The sequence below is a fragment of the Actinacidiphila glaucinigra genome (assembly GCF_900188405.1).
In the GTDB taxonomy this organism is placed as follows: domain Bacteria; phylum Actinomycetota; class Actinomycetes; order Streptomycetales; family Streptomycetaceae; genus Actinacidiphila; species Actinacidiphila glaucinigra.
In genome coordinates this window covers 337506-355256 of the sequence record NZ_FZOF01000001.1, presented here as the reverse complement: position 1 = coordinate 355256, position 17751 = coordinate 337506, and the positions used below count along the sequence as shown (strand labels likewise).

Below are 17751 nucleotides of genomic sequence, written 5' to 3'. Positions count from 1 at the left end.
CCTCCGCCCCTCACGCCTCGGGCCGGAGGCGGAGCACCGCGGTGAGGGCGTGGCGGCCCTCGCCCTGGAGGATCTCGACGGGGAGGGGGGCGGGCAGCGGGCGGTAGGGGGTGCCGTCGTCGAGGGCCGCGGCGGCCGTGGGCGTCGGGGGGACGAGGAGCGCGGCGAGCTGGGTGCGGAGGGGGGCGTCCAGGGGCGCGGAGGCGAAGGGGCCGTCGCCGAGGTCGAGGACGAGGGCACGCGGGGCGCGGGGGGTGCCGGTGAAGCCGATGGCCTCGGCGTCCTGCGGGACGGCGTGGCGGAGCTTGAGCCAGTCGCGGCGGTCGGGGCGGTAGCGCTGGCCGCGGCCCTTGACGACGAGGCCCTCGATGCCCGCCGGGGCGAGCGAGGTGTACCACTGGACGGCCTCGTCGCGGTCGGTCGTCATGGGTACGGCCTGCAACGGCGGCCCGAGCGGCGCCAGCAGGGCGACGAGGGCGGCCCGGCGTTCGTCGTACGGGCGGCCGCGCAGGTCGGTGCCGGCGGCCGCGAGCAGGTCGAAGGCCGCATAGTTGGCGGGGAGGACGGGGCCGCGGCGGGAGCCGCGCAGCGCGCGGCGCTGGAGGGCGCCGAAGTCGATGCGGCCGTCCCGCCAGATGACGACCTCGCCGTCGAGGACGACCCCCGGCGGCAGCGCCCCGGCGGCCTCGGCGATCTCGGGGAAGGTCGCCGTCACGAGCCGGCCGGAGCGGGTCTGCAGACGTACGGGGCCGGTGAGGACGACCATGCGGTGGCCGTCGAACTTGGGCTCGTAGGCGCACCCGCCGGGAAGGGCGTCGGCCGCGGGAACGGTGTCCACACGGCGGGCCAGGGCGACACGGACGGGGAGCGGGAGCGGATCGGTCACGTGGGGGCGCCCGTCACGGCAGGGTGCCGCGTCCGGCGGCGCCGTCGAGGGCGGCCAGCAGGTCGCCGTGGTCGGCGGCGCGCCGCAGGACCTCCTCGGGGGTGAAGGCGAGGTCCTCCGCCGTCCGGCAGGAGGCGACCTCGTCCCAGGTGACGGGGGCCGCGACGCCGGGGCGGTCGCGCAGCCGCAGGGTGTAGGGGCAGGCGGTGGTCTTCGCGGAGGCGTTCTGGGACCAGTCGATGAAGATCTTCCCGGCGCGCAGGCTGCGGGTCATGGAGAACACGACGAGTCCGGGGTGCTCGTCACGCATACGGGCGGCGAGCGCCTTGGCGTAGCCGGTGGCGGCGGCCTCGCTGGCGGGCCGCAGCGGCGCGTACAGGTGGAGCCCCTTGCTGCCGGAGGTGACGGGGAAGGCGGTGAGCCCGTCGTCCTCCATCATCTGCCGCAGGCGTTCGGCGACCCGGCAGCACAGGACGAGGTCGGCGCCCTCGCCGGGGTCGAGGTCGAGGACGAGCCGGTCGTGGGCGTCGCGGCCGCCCGCCGCGGTCCACTGCGGGACGTGGACCTCCCAGGCGCCGAGGTTGGCCATGGTGACCAGGGCGGGGGTGGAGTCGACGACGATGTGCGGTTCGCGGGCCTCCCCGGCGGTGGTCACCCAGTCGGGCGTGCCGGCGGGCGGGCGTTTGGCGAACCACCGCTGGGCGTGCGGGCCCTCGGGGGCTCGGACGAAGGAGGCGAGGCGCCCGGCGGCGTGCGGCACCAGCACCGGGGCGATGCTCGCGTAGTACTGCAGCAGCTGTGCCTTGGTGTGGCCGGTGACCGGGAAGACGACCTTGTCCAGGTGGGTGAGGACCACTCGGCGGCCGTCCACCTCGACCGTCTGCCGGTCGGGCGAGGCTGACGGGGCGGGCATAGTCTGGAAAGTCCCCGGAAAGGGACGAAAGTATGCGATCCATGTGGAAAGGTGCGATCGGCTTCGGGCTGGTCTCCATTCCCGTCAAGCTCTACGCGGCCACCGAGGAGCACGGCGTCTCCCTGCACCAGGTGCACGCCGAGGACGGCGGCCGCATCCGCATGAAGCGGTTCTGCGAGAAGGAGGGCAAGGAGGTCCCCTACGCGGAGATCGCCAAGGGGTACGAGGACGAGGCCGGCCGCACGGTGGTGCTCACCGACGAGGACCTGGCCGCCCTCCCCCTGCCCAGCAAGAAGCTGATCGACGTGCTCGCCTTCGTCGACGCCGACGACATCGACCCGCTGTCGCTGTCGCGTGCCTACTACGTCGGCGCCGAGACCGCCGCGGCCAAACCGTACGTCCTGCTCCGCGAGGCCCTGAGCAGCAGCGGCAAGGCCGCCGTCACCAAGATCGCACTGCGCACCCGCGAGTCGCTGGCGCTGCTGCGCGTCCACGAGGACGTGCTGGTCCTGCACACCATGTACTGGCCCGACGAGGTCCGCGCCGCGGAGGGGCTGGCGCCGCCGGAGAAGGTCACCGTGCGGCCGCAGGAGCTGAAGATGGCGCAGAGCCTGATGGACACCCTCTCCGAGGACTTCGACCTGGAGTCGATGCACGACGAGTACCAGCACGCGATGGACGAGCTGGTCGCCGCCCGGCTGGAGGGCGAGCCCGTCCCCGAGATGGCCGAGGTCACCGCCGCCCCCGACAACGTGGTGGACCTGATGGCCGCGCTGCAGGCCAGCATCGACGCCCGCGGCGGGGAGAAGACCGGCGCGAAGAAGACCGCCTCCGGCAAGGCCCCGGCGAAGAAGACGGCAGCCAAGAAGGCCCCCGCGAAGAAGACGGCCGCCAAGAAGACCGCGGCGAAGAAGGCGGCGCCCCGCAAGAAGGCCGGCTGAGGAAGGTTCAGACGGGCCGGCGCAGCAGCTCGACCGCCTCGGCGAAGACGAGCCCCTCGCCCTCGCGGTAGGCGTGCGCGAAGTCCTCCTCGCCCAGGTACCCGCGCAGCCGCACCGCGTCCTCGTCCAGGCTCGTCCGCTCCCACGGGGTGCAGGCGGTCTGCCGCAGCGCGTCATGGGCGCCCAGCACCACCGCGGCGCGGCGGGCGGGGCCGCGGACGTCGTCGCCGTCCCGCAGGCCGGCGATCCCGGTGAAGAGCGCGACACCCGGCGGGAAGAGGAGCACACCCAGGCGCGGCCCGATGATCGGGCTGAGCGGGTGCCCCTCCATGTAGGCGACGGACTCGGCGAGATGGGGCAGCCCGCCGTACGGGTCGCCGGCCATGCCGGTGAGCCAGCCGCGGATGGCGGCGAGGAGTCCGACGATGAACGAGGGCATCCCGCGCGGCGGGGCGGCCTGCAGGACGTCGAGCAGCGCGAAGGCCTCGTCCAGTTCGCCGCGCCGCGAGAGCAGGGCGATGAGGAGCACCTTGCCGTAGTAGCCCGCGTCGTCGCCCACCGGCCGGTAGGTCTCGGCCTCCGCCACCCCCTCGCGGATCAGCCGCTCCCCCTCCACGAGGTCGCCGGCGTTGGCGAGGGCGTCACCGAGGCGGACCTGCATGATCGGCACATGCTGGTACGCGCCGAGCTTGCGGGCGAGCTCGATGGCCTCGCGGCAGCTCTCCGCGGCGCGGACCCAGTCTCCGGCGTTGGCGGTCGCCTCGGCCTCCGCCGCCAGCACCTCGGCCATGCCCCAGTCGTCGCCGACCCTGCCGAACAGCTCCCGGGCCTCGCGGATGTCCTCCATGGAGGCCTCGAGCCGGTCCTCCACGTCGTTCATCACCTTGGCGCGGAACTGCAGCGCGAACGCAAGCTCCCACACCCGGCCGTGCAGCCGGCAGCTCGCCACCGTGTCGTCCATGAGCTCGGCCATGCGGTCGAAGCGCCCGGTCAGCATCGCGCCGAGCATGCGGAAGAGCCCCGGCCGCAGGCTGGACTGCGGCAGCTCCGGCGGGTAGGCCTCGATGATCGCCTCGCCCAGCCCGACCAGCCGCGGGTCGTTCCACACGTCGCGCTCGCCCATGTACGCGAACACCTCGGAGGTGCGCGCCCAGCGCCGCGCCTCGGTGAGCTGCTGCGGCGTCATCGGCAGCGGGTCCTCCAGCGGCCCTCGGTCCAGCGGCGGGAGCCGCAGCGGCTCGGCGAAGGCGTCCACCGGGCTCATCGCGGCCACCACGGCGGGCCAGTGGCCGCTCTCGCTGCGGTAGTTGCGCATCTCCCAGAACCAGCTGCAGGCCAGCACCAGGCAGAGCGCCTCCTGTTCGTCCCCGGTGTCCACCGCCCGGCGGATCGCGGCCCGCAGGTTCTCGTGCTCCCGCTCCAGGCGGTCCAGGCAGCGCAGTTGACCCGGTCCGCGCAGCTCGGGGTCGGCGGTGCGCACGTACTCGCGGAAGTACGTGGTGTGGCGGCGGCCCACGGTGTCGCGCTCGCCGGCCTCGACGAGGCGTTCGGCCGCGTACTCGCCGATGGTCTCCAGCATGCGGTAGCGGGCGCCGTCCTCGGCGAGGTCGGCGACGACCAGCGACTTGTCGACGAGCGAGGCCAGGACGGAGGCGACGTCACGGGCGTCCACGGCCCCGCCGTCCGCTCCGCACACCGCCTCGGCGGCGGCCAGGTCCCAGCCGCCGGCGAACACGGCGAAGCGGCGCAGCACGATCCGCTCGGCCTCGCTGAGCAGGCCCCAGCTCCAGTCGACCACCGCGCGCAGCGTCTGCTGGCGCGGCAGCACGGTGCGGCTGCCCGCGGTGAGGATGCGGAAGCGGTCGTCGAGCCGGTCGGCCAGCTGACGGGGCGTCATCATACGGAGCCGGGCCGCGGCGAGCTCGATGGCGAGCGGGAGTCCGTCGAGCCTGCGGCACAGCTCGGCGCAGGCCTCGGGGTCCTCGTCCGGCGTGAAGCCGGGGCGGGCCGCCGCACCGCGGTCGGCGAGCAGCCGCAGGGCCGGCGGCTGCGGCAGCGGGTCCAGCGGGCGGATCAACTCGCCCGGGACGCCCAGCGGTTCACGGCTCGTGGCCAGCACCGCCACGTCCGGGCAGTGCGCGAGCAGCCGCTCCGTGAGCTCGGCGGCGGCGCCGATCACATGCTCGCAGTTGTCCAGGACCAGCAGCATGCGGCGTTCCGCGCAGTACTCGGTGAGCTGCAGCAGCGGGTCCTTGGCCGCGACCCCCTTCGCCTCCGCGGCCAGCGCCGCCTCGGTCGCCGAGGCCGCGTGCAGCAGCGTCTCGCGCAGGCCGAGCGCGTTCACCACGGCGACGGCCACGGTGCGCGGGTCCTCCACGGGGGCCAGCTCCGCGAACCAGACGCCGTCCGGCCAGTGGTCGGCGACCAGGTCCCCGGCCTCCTGCGACAGGCGGGTCTTGCCGGTGCCGCCCGGGCCGGTGACGGTGACCAGCCGCGCGGCCGCGAGGTCCGCGGCGATCGCGGACAGGTCCGCCTCGCGGCCCACGAAACTGGTCAGCCGGGCACGCACGTTGCCGAGCCGAGCCGCCGCCGCGGGGGCGGGGGCGGGGGCGGGGGCGGAGGGATTCAGCAGCTCCGTGTGGAGGGCGCGCAGTTCCGGGCCCGGATCGGTGCCCAGCGTCTCGGCGAGCTCGCGCCGCACCTCCTCGTACGCCACCAGCGCGTCGGCGCCCCGGCCCGCCTCGCGCAGCGCACGCAGCCGCAGCACCTGAACCGCCTCGTTCAGCGGGTGCGCCGCGGCCAGTTCCACGGCCTCCGGCAGCACCTGCTCGGCCCGGCCCAGCGCCACTTCGGCGGTTATCCGCAGCCGCCGGGCGTCCAGCCGCAGCGCGTCGTAGCGGGGCGCGACGGACACGCGGTCCGGGAGGTCGGCCAGCACCGGGCCGCGCCACAGCGCGAGCGCGGAGTCCAGCGCCTCCGCGGCCTTGGCGGCGTCGCCGTCGGCGAGCGCCCGGCCGCCGTCGTCGACGAGCCGCTCGAAGCGGTGCAGGTCCACGGCGTCCGGCTCGGCCACGAGGCGGTAGCCGCCGTCCACCGAGCCGACGGCCTCGTGCCCGATCGCCCTCCGCAGCCGCGCGACCAGCGCCTGCAGGGCGCCGGTGGCGTCGGCGGGGGGCTCGCCCTCCCACACCTCGTCGATCAGCGCCTCGGTGGTGCGCACCCGACCGGCACGCAGCGCCAGCGCGGCGAGCAGCGACCTCAGCCGCGTACCGGCCAGGGGTACGGCTGTGCCGTCGTCGCGGTGAACCTGCGTCGTCCCGAGAATGCCGTAGCGCACGCACCCATTCTGTCCGAGGCGCGGGGTCCGGGTGCCGCCGGGTTGCGACCGGGACGCGTTCTGTGGGGCCCGGTTGTCGTGTGCGGCGCCGCGGTTGTTGCGGTGCGGGTGCGTCGTGGTTGCGGTCCGGGTGCGTCGTGGTTGCGGTCCGGGTGCGTCGTGGTTGCGGTCCGGGTGCGTCGTGGTTACGGTCCGGGTGCCCCATGCGGCCGGTGGTTGTGTGCGGGTGCGTTGCGCCTGCGGCGGGCGGTTCTCCCACCCGCCCTCCCGATTGCCCGGCGCGGTCAGCGCGGGCCTCGCACCGTGTGCCTGGGTCGGTGCCGCGTCGGCGCACTCCCCCAGCCTTCGGCCGGGGGGACCCCCAGAACGCTCGCGGTTTACCCCAACGTCATTCCGCACCGGGTCCGCCGCTCGTCTCCCCCAGCCTTCGGCCGGGGGGACCCCCATGGGCGCACCCCGCCACACCCCCTCCCGTGGGTTCGGGCGCATGACGGCCGGAGGGGGGTGAGAGGGCGGTCCGGGGTTACCGCACGCGTCTCACCGAACGCCCACACAATCCGGCTCGATACCAGCGGCACGGTGAGCGCCGGGCCGGCCGCGCCACCAGTACAGCGCACCCTCGCTCGGCCTCCGGCCGGGGGATCCCCGCTGGGGGCAGCATCCAGCGGTGTGGGGAGGGGTGCCCCCCATCACCACCCTCCGGCCGTTGGTCGCGACACACACGGAGGGGGCGGGGTCGTAGGGGTGGGCGTTCTGGACGCTGACGTGTATTTGTTGTGCGGCATCCGGGGCGCCGAGCGCGGGTGCCCGCCATGCACATAAATATGCGGTACAGAATGCCCAGCCCCGGAGGCCCCGCCCCCGGCCCACCACGCACGCGCGCAGGCGGTCACCAACCGCGCCGGGCAATCGGGCGGGAGGGCGGGGGATGCCCGCCGCAGGCGCAACGCACCCGCACACAACCACCGGCCGCAACCACGGCCCCCCGTCACAAACCACCGCACGCCTCCGCGCGAAACTCCCCCACCCCCGCCGTCGCGAACCCGCCCCGGTCCGCGCCCGGCATCCCCTCGCCCCTGAACCACCGGACCTGCCCGGGCCGCAGGCCCGCCAGTTGCGCGGCCGTGAAGTCCACGCCGCTGGTCGTCGACTCGGGGTCACCGGTCCACCCGTGCAGGGTGTAGCCGCGCCCCGGCTCCAGGGGCGGCATGGGCTTGTCCACGCTCCAGCCCCTTCCGCCGCTCTCCAGCGACCAGACGGAGAACCCCGTGGCCGGCCTCCCCCGGTTCCAGGCGGCCAGGCGGCTCTTCCTGCTCGGCCCCCGGTCGGCGTCGTGGAGCGTGACGCGCTCCACCTGGCCGTCGCAGACGAGCATCACCGCGAGCGGCTTCCCGTCCTCGGTCACGGCGATCCCCATGACTCCCGTGATCGCCGGCCCGCATCCGGACAGCAGACCCAGCCCTGCGGTGCCGAGCACCGCCAGGACGACGCGCCGAATCCGTCCCATCATTCCCCCCTCACCCCGGTGCGACTCAGCATGCGCCCGCGTTCCCGGGGCCGTGAGGGGGCCGGCGGCGATCGATGACGGATCGCAACGCGGGCGCCACCCGGACGGCCGGGCAGGGGCGGGGCGCCGTAGGAACGTCCGGCGGCGGCAGAGCGTTATCCCGCCGTGGCTGTGCCCGGCGGCGGCCGGATGGCATGATCGGGCGGCCAGCACCACGACCGATGACGTACCGCCTCCGCAGGAGCCCGCACGATGACGACCGCAGCAACCCGCAGTGAACGGCAGATCAGCCCGATCTTCCTGGGCCTGGTCGCGATCATGGCCGTCTCGGGCTGGGCGGTGTGGACGGACTTCTCGACCAGCACCGGCTTCGCCGTGTTCCTGTTCGTCGTGTCCGGCTGGGTCGTCTCCCTGTGCCTGCACGAGTACGCGCACGCCCGTACCGCGCTGCACGGCGGCGACATCTCGATCGGCGCCAAGGGCTATCTGACCCTGAACCCGCTGAAGTACACGCACGCGCTGCTGAGCATCGTGCTGCCGGTGATCTTCGTGATCCTGGGCGGCATCGGCCTGCCCGGCGGGGCGGTCTTCATCGAGCGGGGCAGGATCCGCGGCCGGTGGAAGCACAGCCTCATCTCGGCGGCGGGCCCGCTGACCAACGTGCTGTTCGCGATCGCCCTGATGCTGCCGTTCACCCTCGGCGTCATCACGCTGGACCGCACCAACGCGCCGTTCGCGTCCGCGCTGGCCTTCCTGGCGATGCTGCAGGTCACGGCGGCGATCCTGAACCTGCTGCCGGTGCCGGGCCTGGACGGCTACGGCGTGATCGAGCCCTGGCTGTCGTACCGGACGCGGCGCCAGCTGGAGCCCTTCGGGCAGTTCGGGCTGCTGGCCGTCTTCGGTGTGCTGTGGATCCCCGAGGTCAACGCCGCGTTCTTCGGCTTCATCGACTCCGTGACGGCGGCCTTCGGGATCCCGGACGGGCTGTCGGGCCTGGGCTACGCCTTCTTCCAGTTCTGGAAGGGCGACCCGCTCAGCTAGCGGTCCGCTGCTCCCCGGACTCCCGCTCGGCCTTCGCCTTGCGCAGGTAGTACCAGCACATGTTGCTGGTCAGGCCCGCGATCAGGATCCAGAGGACGCCCAGCCAGCTGCCCTCCACGAAGGAGACGACGGCGGCGGCCACGGCGAGCGCGCACAGGACGAGCGCGTAGAGGGCGAGGCGGGGCATGGGGGGCGGCTCCTGTCGGATCGGTCGCGAACCCGCCCATTGTCCCCCATGCCCCCGCGGCCCTACACGTCGGTCAGGCGCAGGCCGGCGTGGGCCTTGTAGCGGCGGTTGACCGAGATCAGGTTGGCGACCAGCGCCTCCACCTGGTGGGCGCCGCGCAGCCGGCCGGCGAAGACGCCGCGGATGCCGGGGATGCGCGCGGCCAGGGCCTGGACGAGGTCGGTGTCGGCGCGGCTGTCGCCGAGGACGAGGACGTCGGTGTCGATCGACTCGACCTCCGGGTCCTCGAGCGTCACCGCGGACAGGTGGTGGAAGGCGGCGGTGACGCGGGACTCCGGCAGCAGCGCGGCGGCCTGCTGGGCGGCGCTGCCCTCCTCCGGCTTCAGGGCGTAGGCGCCCTGCTTGTCGAAGCCCAGCGGGTTGACGCAGTCGACGACGAGCTTGCCGGCGAGTTCCTCGCGCAGGGCTTCCAGGGTCTCGCCGTGGCCCTCCCACGGGACGGCGACGATGACGACGTCGCTGCGGCGGGCGGTCTCCTTGTTGTCGGCGCCCTGCACCCCGAGGCCGAGCCGGTCGGCCGTGGCCCGGGCGCGGTCCGCGGCGCGCGAGCCGATGATCACCTGCTGGCCGGCCTTGGCGAGCCGGTACGCCAGCCCGCGGCCCTGCGGGCCGGTGCCGCCGAGGACGCCGACGACGAGGCCGGACACGTCGGGCAGCTCCCAGGGGTCCTTCGCGGGGGCCTTGGGGGCGGGGGTCTCATTGCCACTGTCAACAGTCATACCGCGATCCTGCCAGGTGGGGGCCGTGCGTGGCCGCGCGGACGCTGTGACGCGCCCCTCGCCGCCCGGCCCGTGCGCGACCCCGCGCGGTGCGGGAAAGCCCCCGTACGCACCGGTATTGGCTCGGGGGACGACGGATGTGAGGTATGACATCGGTGTTGCCTCCCGATGCGCGGCCGCCGGAGGGACGCAGGACGTCCCTCGCCCGGTGCGCGCCGCACGGGACAGCTGACGGAACGTCAAAAGCGCACGACAGCACAGGGAAAGGCGGCCACCCGTGACCAGAACCGCCGGCAGCAGCCGCGGCCCGACGCTCCAGGACCGCATCATCGAGCTGATCCACGAGCAGCGGCTCGCCCCGGGCGCGACCCTGCCGACCGAGCCGCAGCTGATGGACCTGCTCGGTGCCGGCCGCAACAGCGTGCGCGAGGCGGTGCGGGCTCTGCAGGCGCTCGGCATCGTCGAGATCCGGCACGGCACGGGCACGTTCGTCGGACAGGCGCCGCTGCGGATGCTGATGCCCTCGCTCACCTTCCACCTGCGGTCCCGGGTGCGGGCCCTCGCCGACCTCGTCGCGGTGCGCGAACTGCTCGAGGTCGGCCTGATAGGCGAGGTGGCCGGGACGCTGCCGCCGCAGCGGCTGGACGAACTCGACGAGCTCGCCGCGCGGATGATCGACGACCCGGACGCGGACCGGGCCTTCCACTCGCTGCTCTACTCCTCCTGCGGCAACGAGCTCGTGCTGCAGCTCGTCGACCTCTTCTGGGCCGCCTACCACGAGGTCGGCACCGCCCTGGCGCCCGCCGACGGCCCGGCCGAGCGGGCCGTCGCCAACCACCGCGCCGTCGTCGGCGCGCTGCGCACCGGGGACGCGGGCGCGGCCAGGGCCGCCATGCGGCGGCATTTCGCGGACGTGCGGGAACGGGTGTCCCGGGCCCTGCCCGCCGACGGCGCGGACTGACCCCGTTCGGGTGAGCGGGGCGCGAAGCGGGGCCGGGCGGGGGCGCGGTCCGCGAGGATGCGGGGCATGGATGCCGTACGGGTCGAGGTCGTCCGTGAACTGCTCGCCGGAAGCGAGTGGCCGGAGCTGACCCGGTCCTTCGCCGGCTCGCTGCGCGGGGCCGTCCGCCGGGGGCCCGCGGGCGGGCTGCTGCTCGTCGGCAGCGGGGGCTACGAGCCCTGGCACATGGCGGCCCATCTGGACGACGAGGCCGCGTGGAGCGGGCTGCCGGAGCTGTCGCCGACGCTGGTGCGGCACCGCGTGCCACAGGGCGCACCCCCTCACCTGGCGGTCGGGACGGCCCGTCTGGAGGCCGCGCGCAGGGGCGAGACGGTACTGGTCGTCACCCCCGAGCGGGCCGAGGCCGGGCTGCTGGAGCGGGTGGACGACGCGCGGCGCTCGGGCGCGACCGTGCTGGCGATGGACGCCGGCGACCCCGAGTTGCGCGGGCTGGCGCACGAGGCGCTCACCGTGCCGCCGGAGCCCTCCGAGGTCGGCATGGACGTGCTGCAGCACCTGGTCAGCGCGGCGGCCGGACGCCGGGTGCGGCTGCGGGACCGGCTGCCACGACTTTCCCGGCTCGCCGAGCACCTGGTGTCGCCGCCCCCGGCGAGCTGGTAGGAAGCCGTCCATGACCGCAACCGGGACCGATCCGCTCCGCCCGCTGCGCGGGGTCGTACCACCTCTGTGCACCCCGCTCACGGAGACGGGGGACGTCGACACCGCGGGCCTGCGCGCCCTGGTCGGGCACGTCCTGTCGGCCGGGGTCCACGGGGTCTTCGCCCTGGGGTCCAGCGGCGAGACGGCCTTCCTCACCGACGCGCAGCGGCACACCGCGCTCACGACGGTCGTGGAGGCCGTCGGGGGCCGGGTGCCCGTGCTGGCCGGTGTCGTCGACATGACCACCCCGCGTGTGCTGGAGCACGCGCGGGCCGCCGTCGCGGCGGGCGCCGACGCCCTGGTGGCGACCGCGCCCTTCTACGCGGCGACGCATCCGATGGAGATCGCCGACCACTTCCGCCGGGTGCGGGACGGGGCGGGCGGGGCGCCGCTGTTCGCGTACGACATCCCCTCCGCGGTGCACACCAAGCTGCCCGCGGCGACCGTGCTGGCCCTCGCCGAGGAGGGCACCCTGGCCGGCCTGAAGGACAGCAGCGGCGCCGACGGCCCCATGCGCCGGCTGCTGACCGAGCTGCGCCGCCGCGGCCTGGACTCCTCCTTCGCCGTGCTCACCGGTTCCGAACTCGCCGTGGACGGAGCCCTGCTGGCGGGCGCGCACGGCGTCGTCCCCGGTCTCGGCAACGTGGACCCGCACGGCTACGTACGGCTCCACGCGCACGCCGTCGCGGGACGCTGGCGGGAGGCCGCGGCGGAGCAGGACCGGCTCGCGCAGCTCTTCGCCATCGTCGACGCGGGCGCGGACTCCACGCCGATGGGCCCGAGTTCCTCCGCGCTGGGCGCGTTCAAGACGGCGCTGCGGCTGCGCGGCGTCATCGGCTGCGCGGCCACGGCGCCCCCGCAGGTCCCGCTGGACGACACCGCCGTCGCGGTGGTCCGGCAGCGGCTGGCGGCCGCGGGGCTGCTGCGCTGACGGCGATGCCCGCCACCAGGTCCCGCGCGGGGCCGCGGCGTGAGCGGCACCCGCAGGTGAGCCCGTCCGTGCCGTCGTCAGCGCGGACCCGCACTCGCGCGGAAGGCCGCCGGGCCACGAACGCCGCATGTGCCACCACTGGTCGCCGGTGACACCGGTCGAGGACAGGCGGGCCGCACCGGTGCCTCGCGGCCGCCGTCCGACCCGACCGCCCGACCCTCCCGGTCACGGGGCACGGGCGGGAAAATCCGGTTGCGCCGAGAGGTCCGTGCACGGAGCATGCGACCTCGTGTCCAGATTCCTTCCCGACCTCGCACCGTGGCGGACCTCGCGCGACTTCCGCCTGATGTGGTGCGCGGGCCTGATCACGAGCTTCGGCAGCTTCCTGACCTTCGTGGCCCTCCCGGTCCAGGTCAAGGAAATGACCGGCTCCACCCTCGCGGTCGGCGCCCTCGGCGCCGTCGAACTGGTGCCGCTGATCGTCTGCGGCCTCTACGGCGGGGCGCTCGCGGACGCCCTGGACCGCCGCAAGCTCATCCTGTGGACGGAGGCGGCCCTCGGGGTGCTGTCGGCCGTGCTGCTGCTCAACGCCCTGCTGCCGCGGCCGCTGCTGTGGCCGCTGTACGTGGTCGCCGCGCTGACCAGCGCGCTGGGCGGGCTCCAGCGGCCGGCGCTGGAGGCGATCGTGCAGCGCATCGTCCCGCACGGGCAACTGACCGCGGCCGCCTCGCTGAACGCGCTGCGCTGGCAGATCGGCGCGATCGCGGCGCCCTCACTGGCGGGTGTGCTGATCGCGTACGCGGGCCTGCGGTGGGCGTACGCCGTCGACACCCTCACCTTCGCCCTCTCGGTCGTCCTCGGCCTCGGGCTGCGGCCCTCACCGCCCTCGCACGACGCGAAGCGCCCGTCGCTGCGCTCGATCGCGGAGGGCGCGCGCTACGCCTGGAGCCGCAAGGAACTGCTGGGCACCTACGTGGTGGACATCGCCGCCACCGGACTGGCCTTCCCGATCGCCGTGTTCCCCTTCATCGCGGACGACCTGGGCGCGCCCTGGTCGCTGGGCCTGATGTACGCGGCCCTGCCGGCCGGTGCGCTGCTGATGAGCCTCACCGGCGGCTGGTCGTCGCGGGTGCACCGGCACGGTCGGGCGGTCGTGCTGGCCGCGGCGGGCTTCGGGCTGTGCATGGCGGCGGCCGGCTGGTCCGGCAACGTCTGGGCGGTGCTGGCCTTCCTGGCGCTGGCGGGCGCTTTCGACATGGTCAGCGGGGTGTTCCGGGCCACCATCTGGAACCAGACCATCCCCGACGCGCTGCGCGGCCGGCTGGCCGGCATCGAACTGCTCTCCTTCACCATCGGCCCGCAGTTCGGCCAGGTGCGGGCCGGCGGCTCGGCGGCGCTGCTGGGCCTGCGCACCTCGGTGTGGACCGGCGGGCTGGCGTGCGTGGCGGCGGTCGGGGCCCTGGCAGCCTGCCTGCCGACGCTGATGGCGTACGACGCCCGGACCAACGAGCACGCCGTGGGCATGCGCAAGGCGGCGGAGGACGCGGTGTCCTCCGCCGCCTGACCCGTGGGGGGCGGGGGTCCGATCAGCCGGTGAAGCCGGCGGTGATCGAGGTGAACTGCCAGGTGCTCTGGTTGATGCCGGAGCAGTTGCTGGTCACACCGCCGCCGGGGCACGGGCGGTCCCGGTTGACGGACCAGTAGGCGAGCCGGGCGATGTGGTGGGAGTTGGCCCAGTCCCGGATCTGGGTCCAGATGGCCGGGGTGGTGGTCTCCTGCTGGTCGCTCAGCCCGTTCATGCCGGAGATCCCGAGGTGGGCGTAGGCGGTGGCGTCGTCCCAGCCGAAGGTGGACTTCAGCTTGGCCTTGAGGCCCTCGGCGGCGTTCACGGTGTTGCCGTACATGTCGGCGCCGCCGCCGAAGTCGAACGGCATGATGGTGAAGACGTCGATGTTGGCGCCGAGTGCGTTGGCCCGCTCGACGAGGCGGTTGCCCCAGTAGCTGGGACCGGTCGTCGAGGTGCCGAAGGTGATGATCGTGCGGATGCCGGGGTTGTTCTGCTTGACGATCTTCAGCGCGTTCAGGACGCGGTCCTGGACGACCTCGCTCTCGAACTCGTCGGTGTTCTCGATGTCGACGTCGATCGCCTTGAGGCCGTAGGCGTCGATCACCTTCTGGTACGCGCCGGCGAGCGCCTCGGGCGTGGAGCAGTTGGGCCCGAGCTTGTTGCCGCTCCAGCCGCCGATGGACGGGACGATGTCGCCGCCGGCGGCGCGGATGGCGTTGATGGTGGACTGGTCGGTGCCGCCGGTCAGCGGACGGGAGCCGTCCCAGGCCGGGTTGCAGCCGCCGGAGGAGAGGATGAAGGCCATCGTGAACCACTTGATGCCGGTGGCGCTCATCACCGTGGACGGGCTCGGCGGGTCGCCCCAGCCGAGGTAGAGGTAGGGCGCGGCCTGTTTGAAGCCGGTGCCCCCGCCGCCGCCCGCGCTGGTGGTGACGCTCACCGCGTTGGAGGCGGCCGAGGTGTTGCCCGCGGCGTCGCGCGCCTTGACGGTGAAGGTGTACGCGGTGCTCGCGGCCAGCCCGGTGACGGTGGCGGAGGTGCCGGTCACCGTGGTGGCGAGGGTGCTGCCGCGGTAGACGTCGTAGCTGGTGACGCCGGTGTTGTCGGTGGCGGCGTTCCAGGACAGCGAGACGCTGGAGGAGGTCTTGCCGGTCGAGGTGAGGCCGCTGGGCGCGGTGGGCGCCTGGGTGTCCCCGCCGCCCCCGCCGCCGGGGCCGTCGAGGCTGATGTCGTCGGCGTTGTAGGTGCCCTGCGCGTACCAGCCGTGCACATAGATCTGGACGCTGGTCTGCGAGGCGCCGGTGGTGAAGGGGACGGTGAGCTGCGTGTAGGAGGCGGCGGACGGCGTCCAGGTGGACGCGCCGCCGGTGACCCCGAGGTAGACGTACGCGCCGCGCACCCAGCCGGACAGCGAGTACGCGGTGTTGGGCTGCACGGAGACGGTCTGGGTGCACTGGGCGGTGTCGCTGCTGCTGACCGCGCCGGCCAGTGCCTTGGTGCCGCCGTGCACGGGGCTGCTGACGACCGATCCGCCGGAGCAGGACCAGCCGGAGAGGCTGCCGCTCTCGAAGCCCGGGTTGGCGACGAGGTTGGCGGCGTGGGCGGTGCCGGGCAGGGCGATCAGGCTGCCCGCGGCGGCGAGGAAGGCGGCGGTGACGCCGGCGAGGAAGCGGGATCTGCGCGATCCGGTACGGGGGACATGACGACGGAAGAGCACGTGACCTCCCTGTGGGGGGCGGGGGGCTGCGCTGTGCGAGTGGTCTGGACCGTTGGTCTGGACCTGTCTCCGCGGATTGAAGCGGACTGTCGTGCTCCCGTCAAGAGGTCCGGACCACCGCCGCTTCCTGGTACGGCAGTGGCCCGGACCGGCCGAGGGGTCCCGGTCAGCCGACGCGCTCGATGCGCGCCTTCCTGATGAGGAACTTGCCGGGCTCCCGGACCTGCTCGAAGGCCGCGTTGTTCAGCAGCGCGCAGCTCCCGGAAGGCGAGGTCACCGTCACCGTCGTCGACTTGTTGTTGTCCAGGTTGGTCACCTTGAGCCTGGTGCCCAGCGGGAACTGGTTGCTGGAGGCGGCGGGCGCGCCGGCCTCGCCGGAAAGGGTGACCGTCGAGCCCGCGCAGACGACCTGACCGCCGGCGCCGCCCGCCGGCGGCGCGGCCTGGCCCTGGTTCTGGCCCTGGTTCTGACCCTGATTCTGGTTCTGACCCTGGTTCTGCCCCTGCTGGTTCTGGCCCTGACCCTGCCCGGCGGGGGCGGCGGGCGCCGCGGGCGCCGCCGGGGCGGCCCCGCAACCGGAGGCCTCCCGCTGCACGTTGATCTGCTTGATCACGGCCTCGCGGTTGGCGATCCGCGCCGCCGACTGGGCGTCGGGGTTGGCGCGTTGGCCCGCGATGAAGCTCTCGTTGTTGCGCAGCGCCTGGTCGAGCCCGTCGCACACCACCGAGGCGTGGCCCATGCTCATCGTCACCACGGCGAAACCGCCGGCCAGGGTCGCCGCCCCGGTCATGAGCGCGATCTTCTGCTTGGTGCTCATCGTGCGTTTCCTGGACATGGGGCCCCTTTCCTCCGACCGGCCGTCGGTCGGATCCGGTCCACGTGCCTTGGGAAACGGAGCGCCGCTGGTCTGGACCTCAATCCGTTCGGAATCTCGGACAGGAAGGGGGTGTCTGTGCTACGGGCGGGTAGCTTCCCCGTCCCAGCAGACCACGAGGCGGCCGCGCTCCTCCGTGACCTCGTGCCCGAACGCCGCGCAGGCGCGCCGGAACCGCCGCGCGATCCAGGCCCGTTCGGCGCGGTCGGCCAGGCGGGTGAAGCAGAAGTCGAGGGCGATCGGCACCGCCTCCAGCCGGACGGGGCGCCGGCCGGCGGGGTCGAAGGCGACGAGGAAGAGCAGACCGCGGTCGTTGCGCAGCCTCGGGTCGGTCGCGTAGTCGTCGACGAAGTCGCCGAGGTCGTAGAGCACCCCGTCCGTCACGCCGTGGAAGACGTGCGCGGACGTGCCCGCCACGAGGGCGGCGCCGGCCGTGCGCAGGGCGGCGGCCGCGGCACGGATGCGGCGGGCCGGGCCGGTGGTCATGTTGGGCCCCCAGTGCGGGGTGACGAGCACCGCCGGGGTCCGCGTGCGCAGGCTCGCGACGCCGTCGGTGAGCCAGCGCGGGACGCCCTCGCCCAGGTCAGCGTAGGCGACCCCGGGGCGGTCCGGTCCCGCCGCGTACTCCGCCGGATGGTCGGTGACGCCGACGACGCCCAGGCCCGGGGAGCCCGCGGGGCCGCCCCGGCCGGCCAGCACCGCCGGGGCGCGCGCGGCGGCCTCGTCCGGCCCGGCCCCGACGGCGGCGATCCCGGCGGCGGCCAGGTGCTCCAGGGTGTCCAGCAACGCCGTGCGGCCGTAGTCCAGGGCGTGGTTGTTGGCCAGGTTGACGCAGCTCACGCCCAGGTGCGTCAGGGCGCGCACGGCGACCGGCGGGGCACGGAAGAAGAAGGGCTTGAGGGGGTCGGGCCACGGCTCGCCGCGGTCGGAGATCGCGCACTCCAGGTTGAGGACGAAGAGGTCCGCCTCCCGCGCGACGGCCACGACCTCGTCGGAGAAGAGCGCCTCCGGCGGGGCCTCGGCCAGCCGCGCGGCGACCATGCGGCCGAGCATGGTGTCACCGGCCAGACCGAGTTTCACCCCTCCATCGTGCACCCGGCACAGGCGGCCGGGTCAGTCCTCCCCCTCCTCCCGCGCGCGGTCCTTCCACCGCGGGTCGTTCTCCCACTGCAGGTTCCGCTCGGCGGCCGTCTCCATCGCCCGCTCCGCGTCCGCGCGGCTCGGGTACGGCCCCATCCGGTCCTTGGCGGGGCACTCGGGCCCCTCCTCGACCTTGTGGTGCTCGATGCAGTAGAACCACTCGCCGGGCTTCCCCGCGGGCTTGCGGACTCGCCTGAACAGCGCCATCGTCCCTCCTCGTACGACGTCCTGCCGCCATGCTGCCCGACCGGCCGCCGATACACTCGCCGAC

At 74.2% G+C, this 17751-nt stretch carries 16 protein-coding genes; 6 read left to right on the top strand and 10 right to left on the bottom strand.

What is annotated here, in order from left to right:
- Nucleotides 1–10: 10 nt before the first annotated feature.
- Together CHF15_RS01650 and ligD are read right to left on the bottom strand one after the other, a co-directional pair.
- Nucleotides 11–886 carry an ATP-dependent DNA ligase gene (locus CHF15_RS01650; RefSeq protein WP_179279612.1) on the bottom strand — a complete coding sequence of 292 codons (876 nt, stop codon included), beginning with the start codon at nt 884–886 and terminating at the stop codon, nt 11–13.
- Nucleotides 887–899: 13 nt separating this feature from the next.
- On the bottom strand, nt 900–1799 hold the full coding sequence (gene ligD, locus CHF15_RS01645) for a non-homologous end-joining DNA ligase (RefSeq protein ID WP_089221757.1): 900 nt from the start codon (nt 1797–1799) through the stop codon (nt 900–902).
- Between the two features lie 41 nt (nt 1800–1840).
- On the opposite strand from ligD, the gene ku reads away from it, so the two are divergent.
- Complete coding sequence (ku, locus tag CHF15_RS01640) at nt 1841–2740, top strand: non-homologous end joining protein Ku (RefSeq protein WP_245938620.1); 900 nt, start codon at nt 1841–1843, stop codon at nt 2738–2740.
- A gap of 7 nt (nt 2741–2747) precedes the next feature.
- Here ku and CHF15_RS01635 read toward each other — a convergent pair whose 3' ends face one another.
- Nucleotides 2748–6077: a BTAD domain-containing putative transcriptional regulator gene (locus CHF15_RS01635; RefSeq protein WP_089221755.1), complete on the bottom strand. Its 3330-nt coding sequence runs from the start codon at nt 6075–6077 to the stop codon at nt 2748–2750.
- Nucleotides 6078–7065: 988 nt separating this feature from the next.
- Nucleotides 7066–7587 carry a hypothetical protein gene (locus CHF15_RS01630; RefSeq protein ID WP_245938619.1) on the bottom strand — a complete coding sequence of 174 codons (522 nt, stop codon included), beginning with the start codon at nt 7585–7587 and terminating at the stop codon, nt 7066–7068.
- Between the two features lie 249 nt (nt 7588–7836).
- Here CHF15_RS01630 and CHF15_RS01625 point away from each other — a divergent pair, with 249 nt between their 5' ends.
- Nucleotides 7837–8625, top strand: a complete 789-nt coding sequence (locus CHF15_RS01625) for a site-2 protease family protein (protein WP_089221754.1) — start codon at nt 7837–7839, stop codon at nt 8623–8625.
- On the opposite strand, the gene CHF15_RS01620 is transcribed toward CHF15_RS01625, so the two are convergent.
- Both CHF15_RS01620 and npdG read right to left on the bottom strand, forming a co-directional pair.
- Entirely contained in the window at nt 8618–8812 is a 195-nt protein-coding gene (locus CHF15_RS01620; protein ID WP_089221753.1) for a hypothetical protein, read from the bottom strand. The genes CHF15_RS01625 and CHF15_RS01620 overlap by 8 nt on opposite strands.
- A gap of 62 nt (nt 8813–8874) precedes the next feature.
- Nucleotides 8875–9591: an NADPH-dependent F420 reductase gene (gene npdG / locus CHF15_RS01615; RefSeq protein WP_089221752.1), complete on the bottom strand. Its 717-nt coding sequence runs from the start codon at nt 9589–9591 to the stop codon at nt 8875–8877.
- Between the two features lie 277 nt (nt 9592–9868).
- Between npdG and CHF15_RS01610 the strand changes: the two genes are divergently transcribed.
- From CHF15_RS01610 to CHF15_RS01595, 4 genes are all read left to right on the top strand, one after another.
- Nucleotides 9869–10552: a FadR/GntR family transcriptional regulator gene (locus tag CHF15_RS01610; RefSeq protein WP_089221751.1), complete on the top strand. Its 684-nt coding sequence runs from the start codon at nt 9869–9871 to the stop codon at nt 10550–10552.
- A 66-nt stretch (nt 10553–10618) separates the two neighbouring features.
- Nucleotides 10619–11212, top strand: a complete 594-nt coding sequence (locus CHF15_RS01605) for a hypothetical protein (protein ID WP_089221750.1) — start codon at nt 10619–10621, stop codon at nt 11210–11212.
- A gap of 10 nt (nt 11213–11222) precedes the next feature.
- On the top strand, nt 11223–12182 hold the full coding sequence (locus CHF15_RS01600; protein ID WP_089221749.1) for a dihydrodipicolinate synthase family protein: 960 nt from the start codon (nt 11223–11225) through the stop codon (nt 12180–12182).
- A gap of 289 nt (nt 12183–12471) precedes the next feature.
- Nucleotides 12472–13746 carry an MFS transporter gene (locus CHF15_RS01595; protein ID WP_089221748.1) on the top strand — a complete coding sequence of 425 codons (1275 nt, stop codon included), beginning with the start codon at nt 12472–12474 and terminating at the stop codon, nt 13744–13746.
- A 22-nt stretch (nt 13747–13768) separates the two neighbouring features.
- Here CHF15_RS01595 and CHF15_RS01590 read toward each other — a convergent pair whose 3' ends face one another.
- The 4 genes from CHF15_RS01590 to CHF15_RS01575 form a co-directional block, all read right to left on the bottom strand.
- Entirely contained in the window at nt 13769–15466 is a 1698-nt protein-coding gene (locus CHF15_RS01590) for a carbohydrate binding domain-containing protein (protein WP_089221747.1), read from the bottom strand.
- A 166-nt stretch (nt 15467–15632) separates the two neighbouring features.
- Complete coding sequence (locus CHF15_RS01585) at nt 15633–16301, bottom strand: RlpA-like double-psi beta-barrel domain-containing protein (RefSeq protein ID WP_089221746.1); 669 nt, start codon at nt 16299–16301, stop codon at nt 15633–15635.
- Nucleotides 16302–16421: 120 nt separating this feature from the next.
- Nucleotides 16422–17420, bottom strand: coding sequence for a CapA family protein (locus CHF15_RS01580; RefSeq protein ID WP_089221745.1), 999 nt, complete (start codon nt 17418–17420; stop codon nt 16422–16424).
- Nucleotides 17421–17453: 33 nt separating this feature from the next.
- Nucleotides 17454–17687 carry a hypothetical protein gene (locus CHF15_RS01575; RefSeq protein WP_089221744.1) on the bottom strand — a complete coding sequence of 78 codons (234 nt, stop codon included), beginning with the start codon at nt 17685–17687 and terminating at the stop codon, nt 17454–17456.
- Nucleotides 17688–17751: the final 64 nt, after the last annotated feature.

What these genes read in the sequence shown, in the direction of transcription:
- ligD (WP_089221757.1), bottom strand. Translation starts at nt 1,799, where the DNA reads ATGCCCGCCCCGTCAGCCTCGCCCGACCGGCAGACGGTCGAGGTGGAC.
- ku (WP_245938620.1), top strand. Translation starts at nt 1,841, where the DNA reads ATGTGGAAAGGTGCGATCGGCTTCGGGCTGGTCTCCATTCCCGTCAAG.
- CHF15_RS01630 (WP_245938619.1), bottom strand. Translation starts at nt 7,587, where the DNA reads ATGATGGGACGGATTCGGCGCGTCGTCCTGGCGGTGCTCGGCACCGCA.
- CHF15_RS01625 (WP_089221754.1), top strand. Translation starts at nt 7,837, where the DNA reads ATGACGACCGCAGCAACCCGCAGTGAACGGCAGATCAGCCCGATCTTC.
- CHF15_RS01620 (WP_089221753.1), bottom strand. Translation starts at nt 8,812, where the DNA reads ATGCCCCGCCTCGCCCTCTACGCGCTCGTCCTGTGCGCGCTCGCCGTG.
- npdG (WP_089221752.1), bottom strand. Translation starts at nt 9,591, where the DNA reads ATGACTGTTGACAGTGGCAATGAGACCCCCGCCCCCAAGGCCCCCGCG.
- CHF15_RS01605 (WP_089221750.1), top strand. Translation starts at nt 10,619, where the DNA reads ATGGATGCCGTACGGGTCGAGGTCGTCCGTGAACTGCTCGCCGGAAGC.
- CHF15_RS01600 (WP_089221749.1), top strand. Translation starts at nt 11,223, where the DNA reads ATGACCGCAACCGGGACCGATCCGCTCCGCCCGCTGCGCGGGGTCGTA.
- CHF15_RS01585 (WP_089221746.1), bottom strand. Translation starts at nt 16,301, where the DNA reads ATGTCCAGGAAACGCACGATGAGCACCAAGCAGAAGATCGCGCTCATG.
- CHF15_RS01575 (WP_089221744.1), bottom strand. Translation starts at nt 17,687, where the DNA reads ATGGCGCTGTTCAGGCGAGTCCGCAAGCCCGCGGGGAAGCCCGGCGAG.